General features: G+C 58.6%; 21 protein-coding genes, 1 tRNA gene and 2 rRNA genes. 17 read left to right on the plus strand and 7 right to left on the minus strand.

Annotation, left to right across the window (positions count from 1 at the left end; genetic code table 11):
• Nucleotides 1-21 precede the first annotated feature (21 nt).
• Together hpxA and CPA59_RS17815 are read right to left on the minus strand one after the other, a co-directional pair.
• Entirely contained in the window at nt 22-759 is a 738-nt protein-coding gene (gene hpxA, locus CPA59_RS17810; RefSeq protein ID WP_107760255.1) for an allantoin racemase, read from the minus strand.
• Complete coding sequence (locus CPA59_RS17815; RefSeq protein WP_038920026.1) at nt 756-1,499, minus strand: GntR family transcriptional regulator; 744 nt, start codon at nt 1,497-1,499, stop codon at nt 756-758. The genes hpxA and CPA59_RS17815 overlap by 4 nt, the downstream gene beginning before the upstream one ends.
• Before the next feature lie 152 nt (nt 1,500-1,651).
• On the opposite strand from CPA59_RS17815, the gene CPA59_RS17820 reads away from it, so the two are divergent.
• The 12 genes from CPA59_RS17820 (at nt 1,652) to emrB (ending at nt 16,442) form a co-directional block, all read left to right on the plus strand.
• Nucleotides 1,652-3,136, plus strand: a complete 1,485-nt coding sequence (locus CPA59_RS17820) for an NCS1 family nucleobase:cation symporter-1 (RefSeq protein WP_049854384.1) — start codon at nt 1,652-1,654, stop codon at nt 3,134-3,136.
• Nucleotides 3,137-3,377: 241 nt separating this feature from the next.
• On the plus strand, nt 3,378-5,180 hold the full coding sequence (gene atzF / locus CPA59_RS17825; RefSeq protein ID WP_107760257.1) for an allophanate hydrolase: 1,803 nt from the start codon (nt 3,378-3,380) through the stop codon (nt 5,178-5,180).
• Nucleotides 5,181-5,197: 17 nt separating this feature from the next.
• The gene (locus CPA59_RS17830; RefSeq protein WP_107760259.1) at nt 5,198-5,914 is read left to right on the plus strand and encodes a GntR family transcriptional regulator; all 717 of its coding nucleotides are present in this window, start codon (nt 5,198-5,200) and stop codon (nt 5,912-5,914) included.
• 696 nt (nt 5,915-6,610) lie between these two features.
• Complete coding sequence (gene proV, locus CPA59_RS17835) at nt 6,611-7,813, plus strand: glycine betaine/L-proline ABC transporter ATP-binding protein ProV (protein WP_038666265.1); 1,203 nt, start codon at nt 6,611-6,613, stop codon at nt 7,811-7,813.
• Nucleotides 7,806-9,023 (plus strand): glycine betaine/L-proline ABC transporter permease ProW, encoded by a 1,218-nt coding sequence (gene proW / locus CPA59_RS17840; protein ID WP_107760260.1) that lies wholly within the window; start codon nt 7,806-7,808, stop codon nt 9,021-9,023. The genes proV and proW overlap by 8 nt, the downstream gene beginning before the upstream one ends.
• 121 nt (nt 9,024-9,144) lie before the next feature.
• Entirely contained in the window at nt 9,145-10,143 is a 999-nt protein-coding gene (proX, locus tag CPA59_RS17845) for a glycine betaine/L-proline ABC transporter substrate-binding protein ProX (protein ID WP_049854380.1), read from the plus strand.
• A 314-nt stretch (nt 10,144-10,457) separates the two neighbouring features.
• Nucleotides 10,458-11,660 (plus strand): MFS transporter, encoded by a 1,203-nt coding sequence (locus tag CPA59_RS17850; protein ID WP_107760262.1) that lies wholly within the window; start codon nt 10,458-10,460, stop codon nt 11,658-11,660.
• 99 nt (nt 11,661-11,759) lie between these two features.
• Nucleotides 11,760-12,521, plus strand: coding sequence for an AzlC family ABC transporter permease (locus tag CPA59_RS17855; RefSeq protein WP_237431846.1), 762 nt, complete (start codon nt 11,760-11,762; stop codon nt 12,519-12,521).
• Nucleotides 12,518-12,859: an L-valine transporter subunit YgaH gene (gene ygaH, locus CPA59_RS17860; RefSeq protein WP_038920035.1), complete on the plus strand. Its 342-nt coding sequence runs from the start codon at nt 12,518-12,520 to the stop codon at nt 12,857-12,859. The genes CPA59_RS17855 and ygaH overlap by 4 nt, the downstream gene beginning before the upstream one ends.
• A gap of 173 nt (nt 12,860-13,032) precedes the next feature.
• On the plus strand, nt 13,033-13,545 hold the full coding sequence (gene mprA / locus CPA59_RS17865; RefSeq protein WP_013319204.1) for a transcriptional repressor MprA: 513 nt from the start codon (nt 13,033-13,035) through the stop codon (nt 13,543-13,545).
• Between the two features lie 171 nt (nt 13,546-13,716).
• Nucleotides 13,717-14,892: a multidrug efflux MFS transporter periplasmic adaptor subunit EmrA gene (gene emrA, locus CPA59_RS17870; RefSeq protein WP_038920036.1), complete on the plus strand. Its 1,176-nt coding sequence runs from the start codon at nt 13,717-13,719 to the stop codon at nt 14,890-14,892.
• 17 nt (nt 14,893-14,909) lie between these two features.
• Nucleotides 14,910-16,442, plus strand: coding sequence for a multidrug efflux MFS transporter permease subunit EmrB (gene emrB, locus CPA59_RS17875; protein ID WP_038920037.1), 1,533 nt, complete (start codon nt 14,910-14,912; stop codon nt 16,440-16,442).
• Between the two features lie 92 nt (nt 16,443-16,534).
• Here emrB and CPA59_RS17880 read toward each other — a convergent pair whose 3' ends face one another.
• Entirely contained in the window at nt 16,535-17,638 is a 1,104-nt protein-coding gene (locus CPA59_RS17880) for a tRNA/rRNA methyltransferase (protein ID WP_038920038.1), read from the minus strand.
• A gap of 242 nt (nt 17,639-17,880) precedes the next feature.
• Here CPA59_RS17880 and trxC point away from each other — a divergent pair, with 242 nt between their 5' ends.
• The 5 genes from trxC to CPA59_RS17905 all read left to right on the plus strand — a co-directional run bounded on the left by trxC (nt 17,881) and on the right by CPA59_RS17905 (nt 23,761).
• Nucleotides 17,881-18,306, plus strand: a complete 426-nt coding sequence (gene trxC, locus CPA59_RS17885) for a thioredoxin TrxC (protein ID WP_038666248.1) — start codon at nt 17,881-17,883, stop codon at nt 18,304-18,306.
• An 87-nt stretch (nt 18,307-18,393) separates the two neighbouring features.
• Nucleotides 18,394-19,110, plus strand: coding sequence for a tRNA-uridine aminocarboxypropyltransferase (locus CPA59_RS17890; protein WP_107760264.1), 717 nt, complete (start codon nt 18,394-18,396; stop codon nt 19,108-19,110).
• Nucleotides 19,111-19,143: 33 nt separating this feature from the next.
• The gene (locus CPA59_RS17895) at nt 19,144-21,810 is read left to right on the plus strand and encodes a bifunctional acetate--CoA ligase family protein/GNAT family N-acetyltransferase (protein ID WP_107760266.1); all 2,667 of its coding nucleotides are present in this window, start codon (nt 19,144-19,146) and stop codon (nt 21,808-21,810) included.
• A 154-nt stretch (nt 21,811-21,964) separates the two neighbouring features.
• Nucleotides 21,965-23,320 carry a CDP-diacylglycerol--serine O-phosphatidyltransferase gene (gene pssA, locus CPA59_RS17900; RefSeq protein ID WP_107760268.1) on the plus strand — a complete coding sequence of 452 codons (1,356 nt, stop codon included), beginning with the start codon at nt 21,965-21,967 and terminating at the stop codon, nt 23,318-23,320.
• 117 nt (nt 23,321-23,437) lie between these two features.
• The gene (locus CPA59_RS17905) at nt 23,438-23,761 is read left to right on the plus strand and encodes a YfiM family lipoprotein (protein WP_038921106.1); all 324 of its coding nucleotides are present in this window, start codon (nt 23,438-23,440) and stop codon (nt 23,759-23,761) included.
• On the opposite strand, the gene CPA59_RS17910 is transcribed toward CPA59_RS17905, so the two are convergent.
• The 4 genes from CPA59_RS17910 to rrf (CPA59_RS17925) form a co-directional block, all read right to left on the minus strand.
• On the minus strand, nt 23,758-25,062 hold the full coding sequence (locus CPA59_RS17910) for an MFS family transporter (protein WP_107760270.1): 1,305 nt from the start codon (nt 25,060-25,062) through the stop codon (nt 23,758-23,760). The two genes, CPA59_RS17905 and CPA59_RS17910, sit on opposite strands and share 4 nt — an antisense overlap.
• A gap of 425 nt (nt 25,063-25,487) precedes the next feature.
• Nucleotides 25,488-25,603 (minus strand): 5S ribosomal RNA (gene rrf, locus CPA59_RS17915).
• Between the two features lie 42 nt (nt 25,604-25,645).
• Nucleotides 25,646-25,721 (minus strand) — tRNA-Thr (locus tag CPA59_RS17920).
• Between the two features lie 14 nt (nt 25,722-25,735).
• Nucleotides 25,736-25,851 (minus strand): 5S ribosomal RNA (rrf, locus tag CPA59_RS17925).
• Nucleotides 25,852-25,930 lie beyond the last annotated feature (79 nt).

Raw genomic sequence — 25,930 nt, forward strand, 5'->3', positions numbered from 1 at the left:
CGCAACGTCGTACGCCGCCGATTAACGCAAAGCCCCGAAGGCGCCGGTCAACGGCTTGTCCAGCGGATAGTCAAGATCGCCGTGTTTACTGGTGGTCAGCCCCAGCCCGATCAACGACTCCACCATTTTCACCGCCGCGCCCACGCCGTCGATAACCGGAATCCCCAGTTCCTGCGTCAGCGCCTGCGCCAGATCGGCCATACCGCCGCAGCCAAGCACAATGGCGCCGGATCCATCCTGTCGCTTAGCCTGTATACACATTTCCCGCACCTTGTGCTGCGCCAGCCCCTGGCCGTCTTCCAGCGCCAGTACCGGCAGGTCGATGGCGTGCAGCGCGGCGCAGTGATGCTCGAAACCGTAGCACTGCAACAGATGACGGGCGATGATCAGCGTGCGCGGCAGCGTGGTGACGATGGAAAAGCGCGTCGCCACCAGCGTCGCCAGGTGCATCGCCGCTTCGGCGATGCCCACCACCGGCGCGCGCGCCAGTTCCCGCGCCGCCAGCAGGCCGGGGTCGCCAAAACAGGCGATGACATGGCCGCTGACGCCCTGCTCGCGGCCCAGCCGAATTTGCTCCAGCACCCCGAGCGTCGCCACCGCTTCGTCAAAATGTCCTTCTATCGACGGCACGCCCTGCGGCGGGCATACCGCCAGAATGTCGGTGCCGGGAGCAGCTACTCGCCGCGCCGCCGCGCCGATGGTTTCGGTCATCGCCAGGCTGGTGTTGGGGTTGATCACCTGAATTACGCATTGGCTCATTCGGCTTGCTCCTCTTTATTACGACCGAACGGCTTCAGATGGCTGAACAACCGCGAGAAATCCGGCGTGGTCGCGCCGTCGCCGTCAAAACGCAGGCTGGCGACGATATCGTCGAAATGTTGCTGCATGGCGCTGGTCAGCGCCGCCAGATCCCGGTTACGCAACAACGCCAGCAGATCGTGATGATCGTGACAGCGGCATCCCTGCTGCCAGGGCGCGCCGTAGGCGGCGATCACCAGCGACGATCGCAACGTCAGTTGCGACACCATGCTGGTCAGCACGCTGTTGCCGGAAATCGCCTGTAACTGGATGTGAAACGCCGCCGACAGGCGGATCGCCTCCGGCCCGTTGCGATCCTGATGCGCCTTCTCTTCCGCCGCCATCAGTTTCTCCAGCGCCGCCAGATGCGGCGGCTGGCAGTGCGCGATCACCGCGGGCAGGTTGGCGCACTCCATCAGGCTACGGGTCTGAAAGATCTCACGCGCTTCTTCCACCGTCGGCGTCGCCACCTGTGCACCACGTTTGGGCAACAGTGTGATCATTTGCACCGTCGCCAAACGCTGCAGCACTTTGCGGATCCCGGTACGGCTGACGCCGAACACCTCCGCCAGCGCCTCCTCCGGCAGGCGAGCGCCGGGCAACAATTGATGCTCGACGATCGCGTTTAACAGTGCCTGATAGATAACTTCATCTTTTTGCTCGAAAAATGTCTCATTTCCAAGACCGTAAATATCGCTCATCGGTTTCTTCCGTCATCACGTTCATCGCCAAATCGTACACACAAAATAAATTTATTGTATACAAAATTCACTGATCTGGCCCAAATCCTGCAACACCCCACTGCCTGATTTTTTCACCTTTATTTTTATCGTCACCAAAAGGAGCAGATTCCATGCCAGAAAACATGACGTCCGCCGGAAACACCCCGGCGCATTACAGCCCGAGACTGTGCAATGAAGATTTGGCCCCGACGCGTGTACAAAGCTGGTCCTGGTACAACATCTTTTCATTCTGGATGTCGGATGTACACAGCATGGGCGGCTACGTGGTGGCGGCCAGCTTCTTTACGCTGGGTCTGGCCAGCTGGCAGGTGCTGCTGTGCCTGCTGGCGGGTATCTGCATCGTGCAACTGTGCGCCAATCTGGTGGCCAAACCCAGCCAGCTCAGCGGCGTACCCTATGCGGTGATTTGCCGTCAGTCCTTCGGCGTGTTCGGCGCCAACATTCCGGCGGTGATCCGCGGGCTGATCGCTTTCGCCTGGTACGGCATCCAGACTTATCTGGCCGCCAACGCGCTGATGCTGGTGCTGTTGAAATTCGTGCCGTCGCTCACGCCGCTGACCACCAGCCACTGGCTCGGTCTGTCGGCGCTGGGCTGGCTGTGCTTCGGCGTGATGTGGCTGCTGCAGGCGATGGTGTTCTGGCACGGCATGAGCGCCATCAAGCGCTTTATTGATATCGCCGGCCCGGCGGTCTACATAGTGATGCTGGCGCTGGCCGGATGGATTGTATACAAAACCGGGCTGGAGAATATCTCCTTCACGCTGGGCAGCAAATCCCTCAGCAGCGGCGAGCAGGTCTGGCAGATGATCACCGCCACGGCGCTGGTGGTGTCCTATTTCTCCGGTCCGTTGCTCAACTTCGGCGATTTCTCCCGTTACGGTAAAAGCATGCAGGAAATCCGTCGCGGCAACCGCTGGGGTTTGCCGTTCAACTTCCTGCTGTTCTCCATCGTGACGGTAGTGATCGTCTCCGGCACCCAGTCGCTGTTCGGCCAGATGATCACCGACCCGATCGAAACCGTCAGCCGCGTCGGCAACAGCGTGGCGGTGGCGTTAGGCCTGCTGACCATGATTGTCGCTACCATCGGCATCAACATTGTCGCCAACTTCGTTTCTCCAGCGTTCGACTTCTCCAACTGCGCGCCGCAGCGCATCAGTTTCCGTACCGGCGGGATGATCGCCGCGGTCGGCTCGGTGCTGCTGACTCCCTGGAACCTGTTCAACTCGCCGGAACTGATTCACTACACGCTCGATGTGCTGGGCGCGTTTATCGGCCCGCTGTTCGGCATCCTGCTGGCGGATTTCTACCTGATCAAAGGCGGCAAGATCGACGTAGATGCGCTGTTCAACGACACCCCCAGCGGGCGCTACTGGTATCGCAACGGCATCAACCCGAACGCGGTGCTGGCGCTGCTGCCCTCGGTGGCTATCGGGCTGGTGATAAGCTTTGTGCCGGCCTGGCATGAGGTCGCCAATTTCAGTTGGTTTATCGGCGTGGCGCTGGGCGCCGGCAGCTACCGCTATCTGGCGCGCCGCGAAAAGGCCGTCATGCCGGCCGCCAGCGGCATGTCAGGTTTCGTGTTGGGTAAAGAATAAATCACACCGGGATCGCGGCGCGGCGTCGCGATCCGTCTTTGCTCCTTTCCATGCTCCTTTCCATATGCCCGTATGCCCTGTTTTCGAGCCCGCACCGGATGCGGCTGTGCCATCGCGGTGCGTTCTTCTGCTGCCAGACCGGGCTTGTCTGACCATAAAGCAAGCAAAAACAGTGCATTAAAAAACTGGCATAAGGTTTGAATGTTGCATTCCATCTTGTATACCAACTGGAATGCATTGCATGACATCGCAGACTGTTTATACCGGCTTCACGTTGCCTCAGTGGCAGCGCCACCACCAGCAGCACCCGAACCGCCTGACTGAAACCCTGCTGACCGTCTGGAGATCGCTGCGCGCTGACGACCCGGCGTGGATTTATCTGCCCGACGAAGCCCGACTGCATGAGCAAATCACCCACCTGCTCAGCCAGCCTGACGCCCAACGCCTGCCGCTTTACGGCATTCCGTTTGCGGTCAAAGACAATATTGATGTCGCCGGTTGGCCCACCAGCGCCGCCTGTCCGGCTTTTACTTACACCGCGGCGCAAGACGCCACGGTGGTCGCACGACTGAAAGCCGCCGGCGCCATCGTGCTCGGCAAAACCAACCTTGACCAGTTCGCCACCGGGTTGGTGGGCACCCGCTCACCGTTTGGCGCGGTTCCCAACAGCGTTAATCCGCAGTACGTCAGCGGCGGCTCCAGCTCCGGTTCCGCCTCGGTAGTCGCACGCGGGCTGGTGCCGTTCGCGCTGGGCACCGACACGGCTGGCTCCGGCCGCGTTCCGGCCGGATTCAACAATATCGTCGGTCTGAAACCCACCAAAGGCTGGCTGTCGACGCAGGGAGTCGTGCCCGCCTGCCGTCTGAACGACTGCGTGTCGGTGTTCGCACTGACGGTGCCCGATGCCTGGCTCGTCGCTACGCAGGCCGGCGGCTATGACGAAGACGACGCCTATTCGCGTCATCATCCCCGCACCACGCCGGCGACGATGTCGGCCCGGTTACGGCTGGCGGTGCCGCATCCGCTGGAATTCTTTGGCGATCGGCAGGCGGAGCAGGCATTTCAACAGGCGCTGTCGCACTTGCAGTCAATGGGCGCGACGCTGGAACCGCTGGATTTCAGCCCGTTCGAACAGCTGGCGCGTCAATTATATGAAGGGCCGTGGGTAGCGGAACGCACCGTGGCGGTCGGCGACCTGCTGCACGAACAGCCGGAAGCGATGGACCCGACCGTACGCAGCATCATCGCCAAAGGCGCCGATTACAGCGCCTGCGAGGTGTTTGAAGCGGAATACCTGCGAGCGGGGCTGGCCCGGCACATTGCCGCCCGGTTAAGCGGGTTTGACGCGCTGGTGGTGCCCACCGCGCCGACCATTCATACGCTGGAAGAGATGAAACAACAGCCGGTGGCCTACAACTCACAGTTCGGCTTCTACACCAACTTCACCAATCTGGCGGATTTGTGCGGGCTGGCGCTGCCGGCGCCGTTTCGCGACGATGGCCTGCCCGCCGGCATCACACTGATTGCGCCGGCCTGGCACGACGCCGCGCTGGCGGCGTTCGGTCAGCGCTGGCAGTCAGTCACGGCGCTGCCGCTGGGCGCTACCGGCAATACCCTGCCGCCGGTTCCGCCGCAGGAAACAGCCTCTCCTCATCATGTACGACTCGCCGTAGTAGGCGCTCACTTAAGCGGTATGCCGCTCAATTTTCAGCTGCTGACCCGCAACGCCGTCAAAGTGGAAGAAACCGTCACATCAGCCGACTACCGCCTGTACGCGCTGGCGAATACCCAGCCGCCCAAGCCCGGACTGGTCAACACCGGTCAGGGGCAGCCGATTACGGTGGAGCTGTGGGATGTCCCGCTGGCACGCTTCGGCGAGTTGGTGGCGGAAGTCCCGGCACCGCTCGGCATCGGCACGCTGACGCTGGCGGATGGCCGTCAGGTCAAAGGTTTCATCTGTGAACCGGCGGCGCTTAACGGCGCGCGGGACATTACCGAATTCGGCGGTTGGCGCGCCTTTGTAACCCAACGCTCACCAGCCTGACAACGGGAGGAAACAGGATGCAATTCTCTGCGCCCGACGACCGGAACGCACGTCATAAAAGCAAACCGCCGGTACTGGCGGAACAGGTTTACCAACGGCTCAAGCAGGATATTTTCGATTTTCGGTTGCTGCCGGGAGATCGCTTTACCGAGAACGAACTGGCGGGACGCCTGTCGGTCAGCCGCACGCCGATCCGTCAGGCGCTGTTCCGGCTGGAAACCGAGGGGTTTGTGAGCGTGTACTACCGCAGCGGCTGGCAGGTCAAACCGTTCGATTTCGCTTACTTCGAGGAACTGTATGACCTGCGCATCGTACTGGAGCGGGAAGCGGTGCAGCGGCTGTGCCTGCTGTCGCCTGACGCCTGCGCCGCGCTGCTCCAGCCGTTGCATCAGTACTGGATAGACGACCCGCGGCAGGATGACGGCCAGCAGGTTTCCCGGCAGGATGAAGCCTTTCACCTGGCGCTGGTCGCGGCCGCCGGCAACCGGGAAATGGCGCGCGTGCACCGGGACGTCACCGAAAAAATTCGCATTATCCGCCGGCTGGATTTCACCCGTCAGGATCGCATTCAGGCCACTTATCAGGAACATGCCGCCATCCTGCAAGCCATCCTCGCTCAGAATAGCGGGCAAGCCTGCCGGTTGCTTGCCGAACATATCGCCGGCAGCAAAGCCGAGGTTCGCAACATTACTCTGCATCTGTTGCAGCAAGCCAGAAATCAGGCCAACGATTGACATCGATACTGCCGGCCGAGCCCGGCAGTATTTCCTGATTACATTCCGCGATTATTCGCGCCGCTGGCGCGGTGTCTGCTCCGTTCACTCCCGTCGCTGACCAACGTAAGCCACCGGGGATTCACCCGGTGGCCGCCTTTCTGTCCCCTTACATTATTTCGGGGATAAACACTCAGAATCATCCGATTATTTCATCGTGATAATACGGCATATCACACCGCATTATCCCCGTCAAAATCGCCGCTCAAACCAGACTATTTTTTAGCGCCAAAACTCATTTCAAAACGACCACTCAAACCATAAATATCCCATTTCAACCACTGACGCAATCCGTTCAATCCATATGAATTTCGCATTAAATGACATTATTATTTCACTCATCTTACACCTTGCAAAAATCATTGTTTTTCTGATGAAATCCCTTTTCAAAAATTCAATTCAACCCCAGACAACAAAAACAATAACGACATGAATTTAAAATAAAAATAAACAATTTTACGCACAGAAAATTTCTCTTTCACTTTTCATAAATAAAGAATTAATTCGAATAAATATTGCCATCAAATCGCCAAAAATGGACATCAATCCTCACCAAAGGGTTGTCAGAGCGTCGGTTTATGGTAGGGTATAAAAAGTGTCACCCACCATGAGGCAGCGAGAAAAAACAATTAAACCACACAGGAAACCCCTAATTACATGGCAATTAAACTTGAAGTAACACATCTATATAAAATATTTGGCGAGCATCCCGATAGGGCATTCAGGCTCCTGGAACAGGGGCTGAATAAGGATCAGATTTTTGAGAAAACCGGTCTGACGGTGGGGGTAAAAGACACCAGTCTGGCCATTGAAGAAGGCGAGATTTTTGTGATCATGGGATTGTCCGGTTCCGGCAAATCCACTCTGGTACGCCTTCTCAATCGCCTGATAGAACCCACTCGCGGTCAGGTACTGATCGACGGCGAGGATATCTCTCGCCTGCCGGACGGCGCGCTGCGTGCGATCCGCCGCAAGAAGATCAGCATGGTGTTTCAGTCTTTCGCGCTGATGCCCCACCTGAATATTCTCGACAACACCGCATTCGGCATGGATCTGGCCGGGGTGCCCCGCGTGGAACGCGAGCAGAAAGCGCTGAGCGCCTTGCAGCAGGTCGGCCTGGAGGCGTACGCCAACGCCTACCCGGACGAACTCTCCGGCGGGATGCGCCAGCGTGTCGGCCTGGCCCGCGCGCTGGCCAACGACCCCGATATCCTGCTGATGGATGAGGCATTTTCGGCACTCGACCCGTTGATCCGCACCGAGATGCAGGATGAATTGATCAAGCTGCAGGCGCGCCAGCAACGCACCATCGTGTTCATTTCGCACGATCTGGACGAAGCGATGCGCATCGGCGATCGCATCGCCATCATGCACAGCGGCGAGGTGATTCAGGTCGGCACGCCGGATGAGATTCTCAATAACCCGGCTAACGACTATGTGCGCACCTTCTTCCGCGGCGTGGATATCAGCCACGTGTTCAGCGCCAAAGACATCGCCCGCCGCCGCCCGGTCGCGGTGATCCGCAAAACGCCGGGCGTTGGCCCGCGATCCGCGCTCAAGATCCTGCAAGAGGAGGATCGCGAGTACGGCTATGTGCTGGAGCGGGGGCGCAAGTTCATCGGCGTAGTCTCCATCGACTCCCTCAAACAGGCGCTGCGCGAGCAGCAACCGCTGGAGCAGGCATTATTGCCCGCCCCGACGCCGGTCCCCGCGGAGATGTCGCTCAACGAGCTGATATCTCAGGTGGCGCAAGCACCCTGCGCGGTACCTGTTGTGGACGAAAACCATGAATATCTCGGCATTATCTCCAAAGGGATGCTGCTGCAGGCGCTGGATAAGGAGAGTACGCTGAATGACTGACACCACGCAAAACCCCTGGGACGACACCCAAACGCCGGATTCGGCGACCAACGCCGGCCACAACCACGCCGCCGCCACACCGGGCGGGCATGCCGCTACGGCGGGCTCCTCGGGTACCCCAGCGCAGGCCGACCCCTGGGCGGCGTCATCAGCGCCGGCAGGCAACGCCACGCCGACGGATAACGCCGCCGACGCCTGGAGCAATGCGCCGCCGCCCGCCGCCAGCGATGTACACCAGAGCGGCAGCGACTGGCTGAACAGCGCGCCAACACCGACACAGGAACACATCAACCTGATGGATCCGTTCCGCCATACGCTGGTGCCGCTCGACCGCTGGGTGACCGAAGGCATCGATTGGCTGGTACTGCATTTTCGCCCGCTGTTTCAGGGCATTCGCGTACCGGTCGACGTGATCCTCACCAGCTTTCAGCAACTGCTGACCGGCCTGCCCGCGCCGATCGCCATTCTGGTGTTCTCGCTGCTGGCCTGGCAGGTGTCCAGTTTCGGCATGGGCGTGGCGACACTGCTGTCGCTCGTCGCCATCGGCGCCATCGGGGCCTGGTCGCAGGCAATGGTCACGCTGGCGCTGGTGCTGACCGCGCTGTTCTTCTGCGTGATCATCGGCCTGCCGCTGGGGATCTGGCTGGCGCACAGCGATCGCGCGGCTCGTATCGTGCGCCCGCTGCTGGACGCCATGCAGACTACGCCGGCGTTCGTCTATCTGGTGCCGATCGTGATGCTGTTCGGCATCGGTAACGTGCCGGGCGTGGTGGTGACCATCATTTTCGCCCTGCCGCCGATTGTTCGCCTGACCATCCTCGGCATCCGTCAGGTACCGGCGGACCTGGTGGAAGCGGCGCAATCTTTTGGCGCCAGCCCGCGCCAGATGCTGTTTAAGGTGCAGTTGCCGCTGGCGATGCCGACCATCATGGCCGGCATCAACCAGACGCTGATGCTGGCGCTGTCGATGGTGGTGATCGCCTCGATGATCGCCGTCGGCGGGCTGGGACAGATGGTGCTGCGCGGCATCGGCCGCCTCGACATGGGGCTGGCGTCCATCGGCGGAGTCGGCATCGTAATTCTGGCCATTATTCTGGATCGTTTGACCCAGTCGCTGGGGCGCGACGCCCGCAGCCGCGGCAACCGTCACTGGTACCACCACGGCCCGCTGGGACTGCTGGTTCGCCCCTTCATCAAATCCCGGGCCTGACCGCGCCCGGACCGCACCACCTGACCCTGCGGCCGGCGCCGGCTGGCCGCACGCTCTGACACAGGTGTCTGTGCGTCGTTCACGACTGCTTATTGAATAAGACAATATGAGGACTATCCGTATGCGTAACATCAGCATGGCAACGCTTGCCCTGACTACCGTACTCAGTACCAGCCTGTTTGCCGCCGACGACCTTCCCGGCAAAGGCATCACCGTCAAACCGGTGCAAAGCACCATTTCCGAAGAAACGTTCCAGACCCTGCTGGTCAGCAAAGCGCTGGAAAAACTGGGGTATACCGTCGATAAGCCCAGCGAAGTGGACTACAACGTCGGTTACACCTCGATTGCCGCCGGTGACGCCACCTTTACCGCCGTCAACTGGCAACCGCTGCACGACGACATGTATCAGGCTGCCGGCGGCGATACCAAATTCTACCGTCAGGGCGTCTACGTTTCGGGCGCGGCGCAAGGGTATTTGATCGACAAGAAAACCGCCGACCAGTACCACATCACCCGTCTGGATCAGCTTAAGGATCCGAAACTGGCGAAACTGTTTGATACCAACGGCGACGGCAAGGCGGACCTGACCGGCTGTAACCCCGGCTGGGGCTGCGACAGCGTCATCAATCACCAGATTCAGGCTTACGGGCTGAGCGACGCCGTCAACCACAATCAGGGCAACTACGCGGCGCTGATCGCCGATACCATTACCCGCTACAAGCAGGGCAAACCGATCCTGTACTTCACCTGGACGCCGTACTGGGTGAGCGACGTACTGGTGCCGGGACGTGACGTGGTGTGGCTGCAGGTGCCGTTCTCCTCGCTGCCCGGCAAGCAGAAAGGCACCGACACCAAACTGCCTAACGGCGCCAACTACGGTTTCCCGGTCAACACTATGCGCATCGTCGCCAACAAGGCGTGGGCGGAGAAAAACCCGGCCGCGGCCGCCCTGTTCGCCACCATGAAACTGCCGCTGGCGGACATCAACGCCCAGAACCTGCGCATGCATCAGGGCGAAGCGTCTCAGGAAGCTATCGAGCGCCACGTCAACGGCTGGATCAACGCGCATCAGGCGCAGTTTGACGGCTGGATTAATTCCGCCCGCGCGGCGGCAAAGTAAGTCGCTACGCCACCATAATCCAGAGGATGCCCGCCAGGGTATCCTCTATGTCTTACCCGCCGTTTCGGATCGACTCCGCTTTTCCTTCGCCGTTTTCCCTTTTTATCGGTTTCCGCCTTATCAGTTTTTATCGCCCCGAAAGTAAACGCTTACCCTTTGTCGGAAGCGGAGAATAATAGGCTTCTTCCGGTCTGGCTGATAAAACTCCTGATTATTTTCAGGGAAATTTATAAGATAAATTGCTGGATTCTCCGGCGTGACTGTTCAATACTAAATTAATAAATCCGATTTAACATTAAGTTAACATTTCTCGCATGTCTGCATCTACCACCACCGCCGGCCTGAGCCCGGCACTGACGCTGTTGATGTCCGCCGCCACCGGGTTGGCGGTAGCCAGTAACTATTACGCCCAGCCGCTGCTGGACGCCATCGCCCAGGCATTCAGCCTGTCGGTCAATCAGGCCGGTTTTATCGTCACTGCCGCCCAGTTGGGTTATGCCTGCGGCCTGATGTTTCTGGTGCCATTGGGCGACCGCTTCGAGCGCCGCGGTTTGATCGTCGGGATGACCCTGCTGGCGGCAGGCGGCATGCTGATTACCGCCTCTGCCCCTTCACTGTGGTTGATGGTGGCCGGCACCGCCATTACCGGCCTGTTCTCGGTCGTGGCGCAGATTCTGGTGCCGCTGGCCGCCACGCTGGCCTCGCCGGAAAGCCGCGGCAAGGTCGTCGGCACGATCATGAGCGGCCTGCTGCTGGGGATCCTGCTGGCCCGAACGCTGGCCGGCGCGCTGACGTCGCTGGGAGACTGGCGCACGGTGTACTGGGTCGCCAGCCTGCTGATGACGGGAATGGCGTTGCTGATGTGGCGCGCGCTGCCGCGTTATCACCCGTCAACCAACCTTAACTATCCACAGTTACTGATCTCCATCTTCCAGTTATTCGGCAGTTCCCGCCCGTTGCGCACCCGCGCGATACTGGGCGCGCTCTCTTTCTCCAATTTCAGCATCATGTGGACATCGATGGCGTTCCTGCTCTCCGCTCCTCCTTACCATTACAGCGAGGCCGTGATCGGGTTATTCGGTCTGGCGGGGGCCGCCGGCGCGTTGTCCGCCAGCCGGGCCGGCCGTCTGGTGGATCAGGGCAAAGCCAAACTCTCCACCACCGTGGGGCTGTTGCTGCTGGCGCTGTCATGGCTGCCGATCGCCGCCGGCGTCAGCGCCATAGCGCCGTTGCTGATCGGCATTGTGGCGCTGGATATGGCGGTTCAGGGGCTGCATGTCACCAACCAGAGCGCGATTTACCGTATGTTGCCGGACGCGCGCAACCGTCTTACCGCCGGTTACATGACCAGCTACTTTATCGGCGGCGCCCTCGGCTCGCTGATTTCCGCCTACGCTTATCAGCATTTCGGCTGGCTGGGGGTATCGGGAGCCGGAGGCGCGCTAAGTCTGCTGGCGCTGCTGGTGTGGTGGCAAAATCATCATTACGAATCTTCGCAGCCGGAGACGCACGGATGACGCCCCGCCGCCGCCCAATTGACGGTAAAGCGCTATCGCTGACGGCGGTTTGCGCCTATGATGTTGTTTTTTCGACCAGTATATTTTTTCAATCCGTGGATGAGCCCAGACACCGTGAACTCCGTTTCTTCCAGCCAGACTGATGCCCGCACGACGGCCGACGCCTCTTTTGCCAGCGGTCTGTTTGACAGCCTGCCGATCGTCATCGGTTACGTGCCGGTGGCGTTCGCCTTTGGCCTGAACGCCGTCAAGCTGGGTTTCACGCCGCTGGAAGCCATTTTTCTTTCCTGCATCATTTACGCCGGCGCCAGCCAGTTCGTCATTACCGCGCTACTGAGCGCGGGCGCGTCTATCTGGGTGGCGGCGTTGACCGTAATGGCGATGGACGTCCGCCATGTGCTGTACGGCCCCTCGCTGCGCCGCCGTATTATGCAGCGACTGCCGACCGGCAAAACCGTCTGGTGGGCATTCGGACTGACCGATGAGGTCTTCGCCGCCGCGACGGCGCGGCTGTCGCGGGATAACCGGCGCTGGAGCGAGTCCTGGATGCTGGGAGTGGCGCTGAGCGCCTGGCTGTCGTGGGTCGCCGGCACCGTGCTCGGCGCGGTATTCGGCAATGGCCCGCTGGAAGGTTACCCCGCGGTCGAGGCCGCACTGGCGTTTATGCTGCCGGCGCTGTTTCTGAGTTTCCTGCTCGCGTCCTTCAAACGCCGTCAGAGCCTGGTGGTAGCCGCCGCGCTGGGCGGCGCCTGTCTGGGGCTGCTGGTATCGTCCATTCCCGCCGCCATCCTGATCGGCATCGGCGGCGGTTGTCTGGCATCGCTGTATCAACCGGCATCAGTAAAGGAAGAAACGCGATGAATACTTCAGTATTATTGATTGGTTTACTGGTGGGAACAGTTAACTTTCTGTTCCGATACCTGCCGCTGCGGCTGGGCGCCGACCGGGCGTCCGGTAACCTGCGTCGGGGCAAAACCGCCCTGCTGCTCGACAGTATCGGCATTGCTTCCATTTGCGCTCTGCTGGTGGTGTCCGCCCTGCCGGATATCATGCAGCACACAGAAAGACTGTTGCCAACGCTGGCAGGGTTCGCCCTGCTGACGCTTTGTTTTTACAAAACCCGCAGCATCGTACTGTCGACGCTGTTGGGCGCGCTGTGCTACGGCATAGTGTTTAAATGGTTTCAGACGATGGCCTGAACGTAACCGGCTAACGTCACTCGCACAGCCAAAAACAATAAACGGCGACAGACCGTACCACCTGCACATGTTTCGACCAGTGACAAAATAAGCACTAATCGACAAGTTTCTCGCATTTACCTAATTAGTAACATTCGTTACTATACGGGTCGTGATTAATAAGGTTGACATCTATGGAAAGTTCATTCGCCCCAATTGAAGACATGCTGCGTATGCGGGCTTCACGCCGCCCGGATTTCCCTTATCGTGAAGTCCTGCTGCTGCGTTTATTCCTGCATATGCAAACCAAAATACTGGAACACCGCAACCGTATGCTGAAAGAACAGGATATCAATGAAACCCTGTTCATGGCGCTGCTTACGCTTGAATCGCAGGAAAACTACTGCATTCAGCCTTCCGAATTAAGTGCGGCGCTCGGTTCCTCGCGCACCAACGCCACCCGCATCGCGGATGAGCTGGAAAAACGCGGCTGGATCGAACGACGCGAAAGCGACAGCGACCGCCGCTGTCTGTACCTGTACATGACCGAGAAAGGTAAAGCCTTTCTGGACGAACTGCTGCCGCCTCAGCACCGAAGCCTGAATATTCTCTGCTCCGCCCTTGAAGACAGTGAAAGAGATCAGTTGGAAGTGCTGATGCGCAAGCTGTTACAGCGTCTTGATGAAATGGATCAGGACGGCATTTAACGCCCGTCGCCATTCCTGACAGAGACCATCGCCATCGTTGCCTGCAAACCTTAATGGTTTGCAGGGGGAGTCGTGTTTTTTTTAAAAAACCGTCACCGCGCGATATCGCCATGAAAGGCAATCAAAGGCCATGAAAGGCCGAAAAAAAAGAAATTTAACTGGGAGAGAACCATGAGTGCCAACGTGGAAAAGCAGACTCCACCAACTATGCCATCGAAGTCCAGAAAATCGCGTAAGGGAATTCTCACGCTGCTGATGATTCTGTTTTTCTTTATTGGCTGTGTGTGGTTTGCCTACTGGTATCTGGTGTTGCGGCACCATCAGGAAACCGATGATGCCTACGTCGCAGGCAACCAGATTCAAATTATGTCGCAGGTCAACGGCAGCGTCGCCCGCGTCAACGTCGACAATACCGACTTCGTTAAAAAAGGCGACGTACTGGTAGAGCTCGACCCAACCGACGCCGAGCAGGCCTTTGAACGGTCGAAAACCACTCTGGCCAACAGCGTGCGTCAGGTTCATCAGCAGATGATCAACGTCCGCCAGTACAAAGCCAACATCGACCTGCAGCAGATTGCGCTGGATAAGGCTATCAGCGACCTGAACCGCCGTGAAGCGCTGGGGCGGGCCAATGCTATCGGCCGGGAAGACCTGCAACATGCGCGCGATCAGGTCGCCAGCGCCAGAGCGTCGCTGGAAGCGGCCAAACAGCAGTATGCCGCCACTCAGGCGCTGGTGCTGAATACCCCATTAGAGCAGCAGCCCGCCATTGCTCAGGCCGCCACTGACCTGCGCAACGCCTGGCTGGCGCTCAAACGCACCCATATCGTCAGCCCGGTGGATGGTTATGTCTCCCGCCGCAGCGTGCAACTGGGCGCGCGCGTCACCCCGTCTTCCGCTCTGATGGCGGTGGTGCCGGCCGCTCCGCTGTGGGTCGACGCCAACTTTAAGGAAACCCAGTTAGCCAATATGCGCATCGGTCAGCCGGCGGCCATCGTCAGCGACCTGTATGGCGACAGCGTGGTGTACAAAGGCAAAGTGGTGGGTCTGGACATGGGAACCGGCAGCGCCTTCTCGCTGTTGCCGGCCCAGAACGCCACCGGCAACTGGATCAAGGTAGTACAGCGCCTGCCGGTGCGTATCGAATTGGATCCGAAACAGCTGGCCGATTACCCGCTGCGTATCGGCCTGTCGATGCTGGTTAAAGTGGATACCGCCAATACCGACGGCAAGGTGCTGTCCGATGCGTCCCGCGCGACACCGGCCTATCAGAGTGATGCACTGGATCTGGATCTGACGCCGGTTGATCAGATGATCGACCAGATCATCGGCGCCAACGCTGGCTGACCCCAGAGGAGAGCAGCGTGACAAGAAAACCACTTGAGGGCATGACGCTGGCTCTGATGACGATCGCCCTGTCGCTGGCGACGTTCATGCAGGTGCTGGACTCGACAATTGCCAACGTAGCTATTCCGACCATCGCCGGGAATCTCGGCGCATCCAACTCACAGGGCACCTGGGTCATCACGTCTTTTGGGGTGGCAAACGCCATCTCCATCCCCATCACCGGCTGGCTCGCCAAACGATTCGGCGAAGTGCGCCTGTTTATCTGGGCCACCGTGCTGTTTACCCTGACCTCCTGGCTGTGCGGCATGTCCACCAGTCTGGAAATGCTGATCGTTTCCCGTATGCTGCAGGGTCTGGTTGCCGGGCCGATCATTCCGCTGTCCCAAAGCCTGCTGCTGAATAACTACCCGCCTGCCAAACGAGGCATTGCGCTGGCTTTGTGGTCAATGACGGTGGTGGTTGCCCCGATCTTCGGCCCGATCCTCGGCGGCTGGATCAGCGACAACTACCATTGGGGGTGGATCTTCTTCATCAACGTGCCGTTAGGCATCGTGGTGGTGCTGATCACCCTGCAGACACTACGCGGGCGCGAAACCAAAACCGAAATTCGCCCCATCGACACCATTGGGCTGATTCTGCTGGCGGCGGGTATTGGCTGCCTGCAGATGATGCTGGACCGCGGCAAAGAGCTGGACTGGTTTAACTCGACGGAAATCGTGGTGCTGGCGGTGGTTGCGGTGATTTCGCTCACCGTGCTGGTGGTTTGGGAGCTGACCGACGATCACCCGGTGGTCGATCTGTCGCTGTTCAAAATGCGCAATTTTACTATCGGCTGCCTGTGCACCAGCCTGGCGTTCATGCTCTATTTCGGCGCCATCGTACTGTTGCCGCAGTTGCTGCAGGTCGTGTTCGGCTATACCGCCACCTGGGCCGGGCTGGCTTCCGCTCCCGTGGGCCTGATGCCGGTGATTCTCTCGCCGATCATCGGGCGGTTCATGCATAAGCTCGATATGCGCCGTCTGGTGACGTTCAGCTTCATCATGTATGCGGTCTGTTTCTACTGGCGAGCCTACACCTTTGAGCCGGCAATGGATTTCGGCGCGTCCGCCTGGCCCCAGTTCGTGCAAGGGTTCGCCGTGGCCTGTTTCTTCATGCCGTTGACCACCATCACCCTCTCCGGCCTGCCGCCGGAACGGATGGCGGCCGCCTCCAGTCTGTCGAACTTTGCCCGTACGCTGGCGGGCTCCATCGGCACGTCGATCACCACCACATTGTGGGAGCGTCGGGAAGCGCTGCATCACGAACAGCTTAGCGAGGTGATCAATCCCTACAACCCGCTGGCGCAGCAGACCTATCAGCAACTGGAAGCGATGGGAATGAGTCAGCAGCAGGTATCCAGCTATCTGGCTCAGCAGATCACGGCGCAGGGGCTGATTATCGGCGCCAACGAAATCTTCTGGCTGTCGGCCGGGGTGTTCGTCGTGCTGATCGTGCTGGTGTGGTTCGCCAAACCGCCATTCGGCAGTCACTCGGCTGGCGGCGCACACTGATTTCCCACGCCGAGCAGAGCTAAAGCGCAAAAGCAAAAAAGGTGGCTACGCCACCTTTTTTATTGCCGCACGACATCACACGACTCAGGGTTTTAGCCGTGATTCTGGCGCCACCATTCCGCCAGCAGGATCCCGGTCGCGACCGAGATATTCAGGCTTTCCACGTTGCCGGTGCCGTCAATCGACACTTTGACGTCGCCCTGCTGCCAGGCGTTGTCAGACAAGCCATCCCCTTCCTGCCCCAGCACAATCACCGTTTTGGCAGGCAGCGAGACTTTCGACAAGGTCGTGCCTTTGTGGCTGGAGGTGGTGACGATGGTGTAACCGGCGGCACGGAACTGCGCCAGCGCATCGACCAGACCGTCAGCGCTGATCGCTTTCACGTGCTCGGCACCGCCTTCCGCCGTGCGCACCGCCGCGCCGGATTCCAGCTGCGATGCATCGCGCACCAGCACGCCTTTCACGCCGAAATGGGCGCAGCTACGCATGATGCCGCCCAGGTTATGCGGATTGCCGACATCTTCCAGCGCCAGCACGCAGTCGGTATCCCCGGCTTCGCGCAGGTACGCCGTCACATCCAGACCACGACGTTTCTTGATCAGGAAACACACGCCGCCGTGATGCTCCGTACCGGACGCGCGGATCAGCTCGTCGTCTTCCACCACGTGGTAAGCCTTACGATTGGCCGCCATCCAGCGCAGCGCTTCACGAAAACGCGGCGTGACTTCCTGCAGAAACCAACCGCGCACAATCGCTTCCGGACGGCTCAGGAACAGCGCCTGACAGGCATTTTCTCCGTAGACGCGGGTCTCTTCCGACCGCTGGCGACGAATCTGTTCCGGATCGATCTGGCTCTTACCGCTGATACCGCCGTGATCCGGCTCTTCTCCCGGTGCGCGCGATACCGTTTTCCACGGAGAATCCGCATGATCAACCGGCTCGCGACGCGGTGGACGCGGACGCTCACGCCCCGCCGACTCGCTACGCCATTTGCCGCCACGCTCGGCGCCATCTTTATTATCTCTGTCCCGCCCGCCGCGCGGCGCGCTATCTCGCCCTTTACGGCCACGGTTGTCGCCATCGCCACGACGCTTATCCGGCGTACGTTTCTGCTTACCGTTCTTCTCGTCCCCGTCTTCGCTGCGGACGTACATGACGCGGACTTTGCCGCTCTTTCCACTTAATTCATCGCTCATGTTGTTCTCCACCTACGCGCTGGGCGCGAAGATTACCCTATGTCCACCGGCTTAGCCACCAACCCGATCATAAAAGTCACTAACTATTATAACCATTGGGTAAAACGCCTTGTTGGCGTTCGACCCGCTATCCATACTTATCCTGCTTTCGCACCACCGTCTGTTGATCTCTTCGCGTATGCTGGGCGCGCTTCCGTCAACAGTACACTTGATTCCAGCCCTTTTGCTACCGAGGCCCGTTTATGAATACGGTATGTGCATCCTGCAACGCCACCAACCGCCTGCCAGAAGAACGCAGCAATGATCATCAACACGCCAAATGCGGCCGCTGCGGTCAGGCGCTGTTCAGCGGCAAGGTGATTAACGCCACTGAAGAAACGCTGGATAAACTGTTGCAGGACGATCTGCCGGTGGTCGTGGATTTCTGGGCGCCCTGGTGCGGACCGTGCGTTAACTTTGCCCCGGTATTTGAAAGCGTCGCCGACGAAAACGGCGGCAAAATCCGCTTCATCAAGGTCAACACCGAAGCGGAACCCGGCCTGAGCGCCCGCTTCCGTATCCGCAGCATTCCTACCATCATGCTGTTCAAACACGGCAAAGTGGTTGATATGCTCAACGGCGCCATGCCCAAAGCCCCTTTTGAAAGCTGGCTTAGTGAATCGCTGTAAATCATTCCTCACCAGACGCCCCGCCAACACGCGGGGCTTCAGGTCGGCAGCCCGGTCGTTTAGAATGTCCCTTTTTAATGGAAAATCATGACCGGTAACGCCGTCCTGCGTCTGCGCCAGCAACGCCTTGCTCTTTCCACGCGCCCGTTTCGCGCCCGCGGCTGCCGTGTCATCCGCTGCCAGCGTTGCCTGCTGCCGGAAGTCCACTGCCTGTGCGACACCCTCTCGCCGCGCACCGCCCGCAGCCGCTTCTGTCTGGTGATGTTCGACACCGAACCGATGAAACCCAGTAATACCGGTCGCCTGATTGCCGATGTCCTGCCGCAGACTGATGCCTTTCTGTGGTCCCGTACCGAGCCGGACCCGGCGTTGCTTGCCGCCCTGCAAACAGAAGAGTATCAACCCTGGCTGGTCTTTCTGGCGGACGACGATGAAAGCGGCCGTCAGGTCTGTCACCAACTGCCCGCCGACGGCAAACCGCCGCTGTTCGTGATGCTGGACGGCACCTGGCCGGAAGCGCGAAAAATGTTTCGCAAAAGTCCGTACCTCGATACGTTGCCGATCCTGTCGTTAAGCGTGGGCGCTTTGTCCAGCTACCAGCTACGGGAGGCCAGCAGCGCCGGGCAGCACTGCACGGCGGAAATCGCCATCGCCCTGCTGCGTCAGGCCGGCGATAACGATGCCGCCGAAGCGCTGGCGCAGCATTTCGACCGTTTTCGCCGCCACTATCTGGCAGGCAAAGCCCATCACGCGAAAAAGAAAATTTCTTCCACTGTCACAGCAAAACCGGCAACAGACGTTTAAGATCAATCAGGTGTCTTCTAACAGGAGTAACTGATGAGTCAGCGCGGATTAGAGGCTCTGCTGCGGCCCCGTTCGATTGCCGTAATCGGCGCGTCGGAAAAACCGGGAAGAGCCGGATTTCTGATGATGCGCAACCTGCTTGACGGCGGCTTCAACGGACCGGTGCTGCCGGTTACGCCCAAATATCAGGCAGTCTGCGGCGTACTGGCGTACCGTGATGTCGCCAGCTTACCGATGACGCCCGATCTCGCCGTTATCTGCACCCGCGCCGACCGTAATCTGCCGCTGCTGGAAGCGCTGGGGCAGCGCGGTTGTAAAACGGTCATCATACTTTCCGCGCCGCCGGCGCAATTCGCCGAATTGAAAAACTGCGCCGCCCGCTATGCCGTACGGCTTCTGGGGCCAAACAGCCTCGGCCTGCTGGCGCCCTGGCAGGGACTCAACGCCAGCTTTTCGCCGGTGCCGATTCTAAAAGGCAAACTGGCGTTTATTTCCCAGTCGGCGGCGGTTTCCAACACCATACTGGACTGGGCGCAACAGCGCGGCATCGGTTTCTCCTACTTTATCGCGCTCGGCGACAGCCTGGATATTGACGTCGACGACCTGCTGGATTTTCTGGCGCGGGACGGTAAAACCAGCGCTATTTTGCTGCATCTGGAGCATGTCAGCGACGCGCGGCGTTTTCTCTCGGCAGCGCGCAGCGCATCCCGCAACAAGCCGATTCTGGTGATCAAAAGCGGGCGCAGCCGACAGGCGCAACAGCTGTTGCATGACGGCCAGCACGGGCTGGACGCCGCCTACGACGCCGCCATCCAGCGCGCCGGGCTGCTGCGGGTGCAGGATACCCACGAACTGTTTTCGGCGGTGGAAACCCTCAGCCACCTACGCCCGTTGCGCGGCGAGCGTTTGCTGATCGTCAGCAACGGCGCATCGCCCGCCGCCCAGGCGTTGGATCAGTTAATTGCGCGTCAGGGCAAGCTGGCGACGCTGAGCGAGACGACGCAGCAGGCGTTGCGTGCCGTGTTGCCCGATACCGTCTCCGTCGGCAACCCGCTGGACTTGCGCGACGACGCCACGCCGCAACGCTATCTGGCGGCGCTGTCGGCGCTGCTGGACAGCGACGATTACGACGCGTTGCTGATTATCCACGCCCCGAGCGCCGCCGCGCCGGGTACGGAAAGCGCTGAAAGCCTTATTCAGCTGTTGCAGCAACATTCGCGCGGCAAACGCATCACGTTGCTGACCAACTGGTGCGGTGAATTCTCTTCCCAGGAAGCGCGCCGTCTGTTTAACGAGGCGGGCATCCCGACTTACCGCACCCCGGAAGGCGCGGTGATCGCGTTCATGCATATCGTCGAATACCGTCGTAACCAGAAGCAACTGAAAGAAACCCCGGCGCTGCCATCGGATCTCACCGCCAATGCCGCACAGGCGCATCGGTTGATCGGTCAGGCGCTGCAGGAAGGCGCCACCCGGCTCGATACCCACGAGGTCCAGCCGATTCTGCAGGCGTATGGCCTGAATACGTTGCCAACCTGGATTGCCGGCGACAGTACCGAAGCGGTGTACATCGCGGAAAAAATCGGCTACCCGGTCGTGCTTAAACTGCGATCCCCGGATATCCCCCATAAATCGGAAATTCAGGGCGTCGTGCTGTACCTGCAGAATGCTCAGGAGGTGCAACTGGCTGCGGAAGCAATGCTGGAACGAGTCAGACATACCAATCCGCAAGCACGCGTACTCGGCTTGCTGGTACAGGGCATGGCTAATCGTACCGGCGCGCTGGAGTTACGTATCGCGGTTGAACAGGATGCCATCTTTGGTCCGATCATCATGCTGGGTGAAGGCGGCATGGAATGGAGTCGGGAAACACAGGCGGCGGTGGCCTTGCCGCCGCTGAATATGGCGCTGGCGCGCTATCTAATCGTTCAGGCGTTGAAAAGCGGCAAAATCCGCAGCCAAAACGCGCTCAAGCCGCTGGATATTCCGGCGCTAAGCCGGTTGCTGGTGCAGGTTTCCAACCTGATTCTGGATTGCCCGGAGATCTCGCGTCTGGATATTCACCCGCTGCTGGCCTCCGGCGAGGAATTCACGCTGCTGGATGTTACGCTGCATCTGGCGCCTTTCAGCGGCGACCCGCAGTCTCGTCTGTCTATCCGCCCTTATCCGCAGGAACTGGAAGAAACCGTCCGGCTCAAGGATGGCGCGTCCTGTCTGTTCCGCCCCATCCTGCCCGAAGACGAACCGCTGTTGGCCCATTTTATCGGCAAAGTAACCCGCGAAGATCTGTATTACCGCTATTTCAGTGAAATCAACGAATTTACCCATGAAGATTTAGCCAATATGACCCAAATTGACTACGATCGTGAGATGGCTTTTATTGCTGTGCGGTCAGGTACGGAAGGTGAGCCGGAGATCATCGGCGTCACACGCGCCATCGCCGACCCGGATAATACCAACGCGGAATTCGCCGTACTGGTGCGATCCGATCTGAAAGGGCTGGGATTAGGCAGGAAACTACTGGAAAAACTGATCCACTATGCCCGCGCCCACGGTCTGGCGCGTCTGAGCGGCATCACCATGCCGACGAATCAGGGTATGGTCACGCTGGCGAAAAAACTGGGCTTCGCCGTTGATGTGCAACTGGAAGACGGTATTGTGACGCTGGAGCTGCCGCTGGACTCGTCCGCACAGCCATAATCAGGCGTGCAGATGCGGGCGGGATCTCGCTACAGGCAGTAAAACTTGCTCACAACGCTTGCCAAGTAGTGGTATCATCGCCCGATTCGGCTATGCCTTAACGTATATTTATGACCACGCGGTCATCCCACGATGAGAGAAGAATCGCACTGTGATGTTGTCAAAATTAAAGCGTACGAAATATCAACAACACCTTGCACAACTGCCTAAAATTCCTCAGTCTGCCGATGACGTCCAGACGCTTCACAGCCCAGCGCTTTTCCGTACTACGCTGACAGAACAGATTCTGCAGGCGAAGAAACGCATCTATCTGGTAGCCCTGTATCTGGAACACGATGACGGCGGCGAAGGCATTCTGTCGGCGCTCTATCAGGCCAAACGCCAATGCCCGGAACTGGAGATCACCGTACTGGTCGACTGGCATCGCGCCCAGCGCGGCCGCATCGGCGTTGCCGCCGACAGCACCAACGCTGACTGGTACTACGAAATGGCGCAGCGGTACGATGATGCGCCCTTCCCGATTTATGGCGTCCCGGTCAATACGCGTGAAGCGCTGGGCGTCCTGCATCTGAAAGGGTTTATTATCGATGACACGGTGCTTTACAGCGGCGCCAGTCTGAACGACGTCTACCTGCATCAGCATGAAAAATACCGTTATGACCGCTATCAGCTGATTCATAACCCCGTGCTGGCTGATGTGATGGCGCGTTATGTGCAGGACCTGCTGGCTGCGTCCGCCGTGCAGCGGCTGGACCGCTCGTCTCGCCCCAAAACCATCGACATCAAAAACGATATCCGCCAGTTCCGTCAGTCATTGCGTTCGGCAACGTATATGCTGCCTGGCGTCGGCGACAACAACCACCAATTGACGGTGACGCCGCTGGTCGGTCTGGGCAAACAGAGCCCGCTGAACCGGACTATCCATCACCTGATGTACTGCACTGAGCAGCGTTTGGTGATGTGTACCCCGTACTTCAATCTGCCGGCTCTGCTGGTTCGCAACATTATCCGTCTGCTGCGCAACGGCAAGCAGATCGAGATCATCATCGGCGACAAGACGGCAAACGACTTCTTCATCCCAGAAGATCAGCCGTTCCGGATTATCGGCGCGCTGCCGTACCTGTATGAAATCAACCTGCGTCGTTTCCTGAGCCGGTTGCAGAAATACATCGACAGCAACCAACTGATGATCCGTCTGTGGAAGGACGGCGATAACAGCTTTCACCTCAAAGGCATGTGGGTGGACGATAACTGGCAACTGCTGACCGGTAACAACCTCAATCCTCGCGCCTGGCGGCTGGATCTGGAAAACGCCATTCTGATTCATGACCCGGAGCAGGAATTACAGGTACAGCGTCAGCAAGAGCTGGAATGCATCCGCGCTCATACCCAGATCATCACGCACTATCAGCAGTTGCAAAGTATCGCGCAATATCCGGTAAAAGTGCGCAAGCTTATCCGCCGTCTGCGCCGTATCCGCATCGATCGCCTGATCAGCCGTATTTTGTAACCATCTGCCGTATTCCCGGCACAGTTTGTTAATGCTCTGCCGGGAATTATCATGCCTGTAGTAAGCTTTGTCAGGTTTCTTCGGCCAGTGGCGGTATACAGCTCATGAGGGGAGATGATGCGCAAAGCGCTGCTATTACTGTTGTCCGTCTGTTCAGGATGCGCGCACATGGCGCAGGATCAGTGGACGGGGCCCGACAAAGCGAAACATTTCATGGCATCAGCGCTACTAAGCGCCGCAGGCAGTGAATTCGTGGAACATCAGCATCAGAGCCGCGACCGCAGCGCCGCATTCGGATTGATGTTTTCCGTCAGTATCGGCGCAGCCAAAGAAGCCTACGACAGCCGGCCGCAAGGTAGTGGCTGGAGTTGGAAAGATTTCACCTGGGATATAGCCGGCGCAACGGCCGGCTACTGTTTATGGCAGGCAGCCCATCGTTAGAGCGTCTCGCCTTTCCCTCTGTGATGCAGCCCGAGCGAAACCAGAAACGCCAGCGCGCCCATCAGCGAAACATACCAGAAGAAAGCCTCTTCCGTACCCAGCGATTTTAGCGACAGCGCCACATACTCAGCGGAGCCGCCAAACAGGGCGTTCGCCACGGCGTAGGACAACCCAACGCCCAGCGCGCGCACTTCCGGAGGAAACATTTCCGCCTTGAGAATGCCGCTGATCGAGGTATAAAAGCTCACGATCACCAGAGCCAGCATTACCAGAGCAAACGCGATAACCGGGTTAGTCACGCCCTGCAAAGTAGACAGAATCGGCACCGTCAGCAACGCCGAAAACGCCCCAAAAACCAGCATGGAACTACGACGACCAATTTTGTCGGACAGCGCGCCGAACAAAGGCTGCAACAGCATGAAAGCAAACAGCGCCAGAGTCATCAACCCGCTGGCGGATTTGGCATTCATCCCGGCAGTATTCACCAGATATTTCTGCATATAGGTGGTGTAGGTATAGAAGCTCAACGAACCGCCGGCGGTAAAACCCAACACCATGACGAAAGCCTTGCGATTACGCCACAGCGCGCGCAGCGATCCGGCATCCTTACGGGCACGGGTTTCACTGGCGGAGGTTTCATTCAGCGAACGACGCAGAAACAGCGCTACCACGGCCAACGCCGCACCCAATGCGAACGGAATACGCCAGCCCCACGTACGCAAATCCGTATCGGAAAGCAATTGTTGCAGGATTACCACCACCAGTAACGCCAGCAATTGACCACCGATTAGCGTCACGTATTGGAATGAAGCATAGAATCCTTTGCGCCCTTCCAGCGCCACCTCACTCATGTAGGTTGCGCTGGTGCCGTACTCCCCGCCGACCGACAGCCCCTGAAACAAACGCGCTATCAGCAACAATAATGGCGCCCAGACGCCAATCGTCGCATAGCCGGGCAGGCAGGCGATCACTAAGGATCCCAGGCACATCATACACACAGAAATCAGCATCGATTTTTTACGGCCATATTTATCGGCGATATAGCCGAATAACCAGCCGCCAATCGGGCGCATCAAAAATCCGGCAGCAAATACGCCGGCGGTCTGTAACAATTGCGTTGTGGTATTACCGGTTGGGAAAAAGATATGCGCAAAATAAAGGGAACAAAACGAATAGACATAAAAATCAAACCATTCCACCAAATTTCCCGATGACGCGCCGACTATCGCCCAGATGCGTTGACGGGCGGTATTTATAGTTGTTGATTCTGTTTCCTGTTGTGGGTTTATTGTATTTGCCATATAAGCGTTACCCTTCCTGTCTGCTATTTAATGATTATCTTATAGCAGATACAGTAAAACAGGCTCGGTAGTTCAGGCAAAGGCTAACTGGCTCATGTAATTATTTAAGCTGACGGCGTCACTCTACAATGAAATAACAGCAGAGGTTATTTCATTGCGATTAAAACAGGGAATTCCGCGAATATGGTAAGGATATAATCCGTGAATATGGCGATTCTATAGTAAAACGTTTGCCATAAGGCATTCGAAAAGTCATTGCCTGAACAGGACAGAAGCCATCATTTAACGTACCTGAATTGTGCCCCATCGTGCCGCGGCAATACTTTCTTTTACCCGTGTAGAACCTCATGTCTTAACGTTATTCAGGACGGATCATAGAAAAGAAAAAAGGCCATCCGCATGGATGGCCTTTCTTGCTGTTTGATGTCTGGCAGTTCCCTACTCTCGCATGGGGAGACCCCACACTACCATCGGCGCTACGGCGTTTCACTTCTGAGTTCGGCATGGGGTCAGGTGGGACCACCGCGCTCTCGCCGCCAGACAAATTCTTTTATTTAATTTGCCGAACACTATTTAAAACAAGTGGTGCTGATACCCAGAGTCGAACTGGGGACCTCACCCTTACCAAGGGTGCGCTCTACCAACTGAGCCATATCAGCACACATAATTTGATGCCTGGCAGTTCCCTACTCTCGCATGGGGAGACCCCACACTACCATCGGCGCTACGGCGTTTCACTTCTGAGTTCGGCATGGGGTCAGGTGGGACCACCGCGCTCTCGCCGCCAGGCAAATTCTTTTCATTCCAACCGTCATGCCCACGCTACCACGCCGCACAACCATCAGAATCCATCCGTCGAACAAGCTGA

Origin of the sequence: Dickeya sp. Secpp 1600, assembly GCF_003049805.1 — a bacterium.
In the GTDB taxonomy this organism is placed as follows: domain Bacteria; phylum Pseudomonadota; class Gammaproteobacteria; order Enterobacterales; family Enterobacteriaceae; genus Dickeya; species Dickeya fangzhongdai.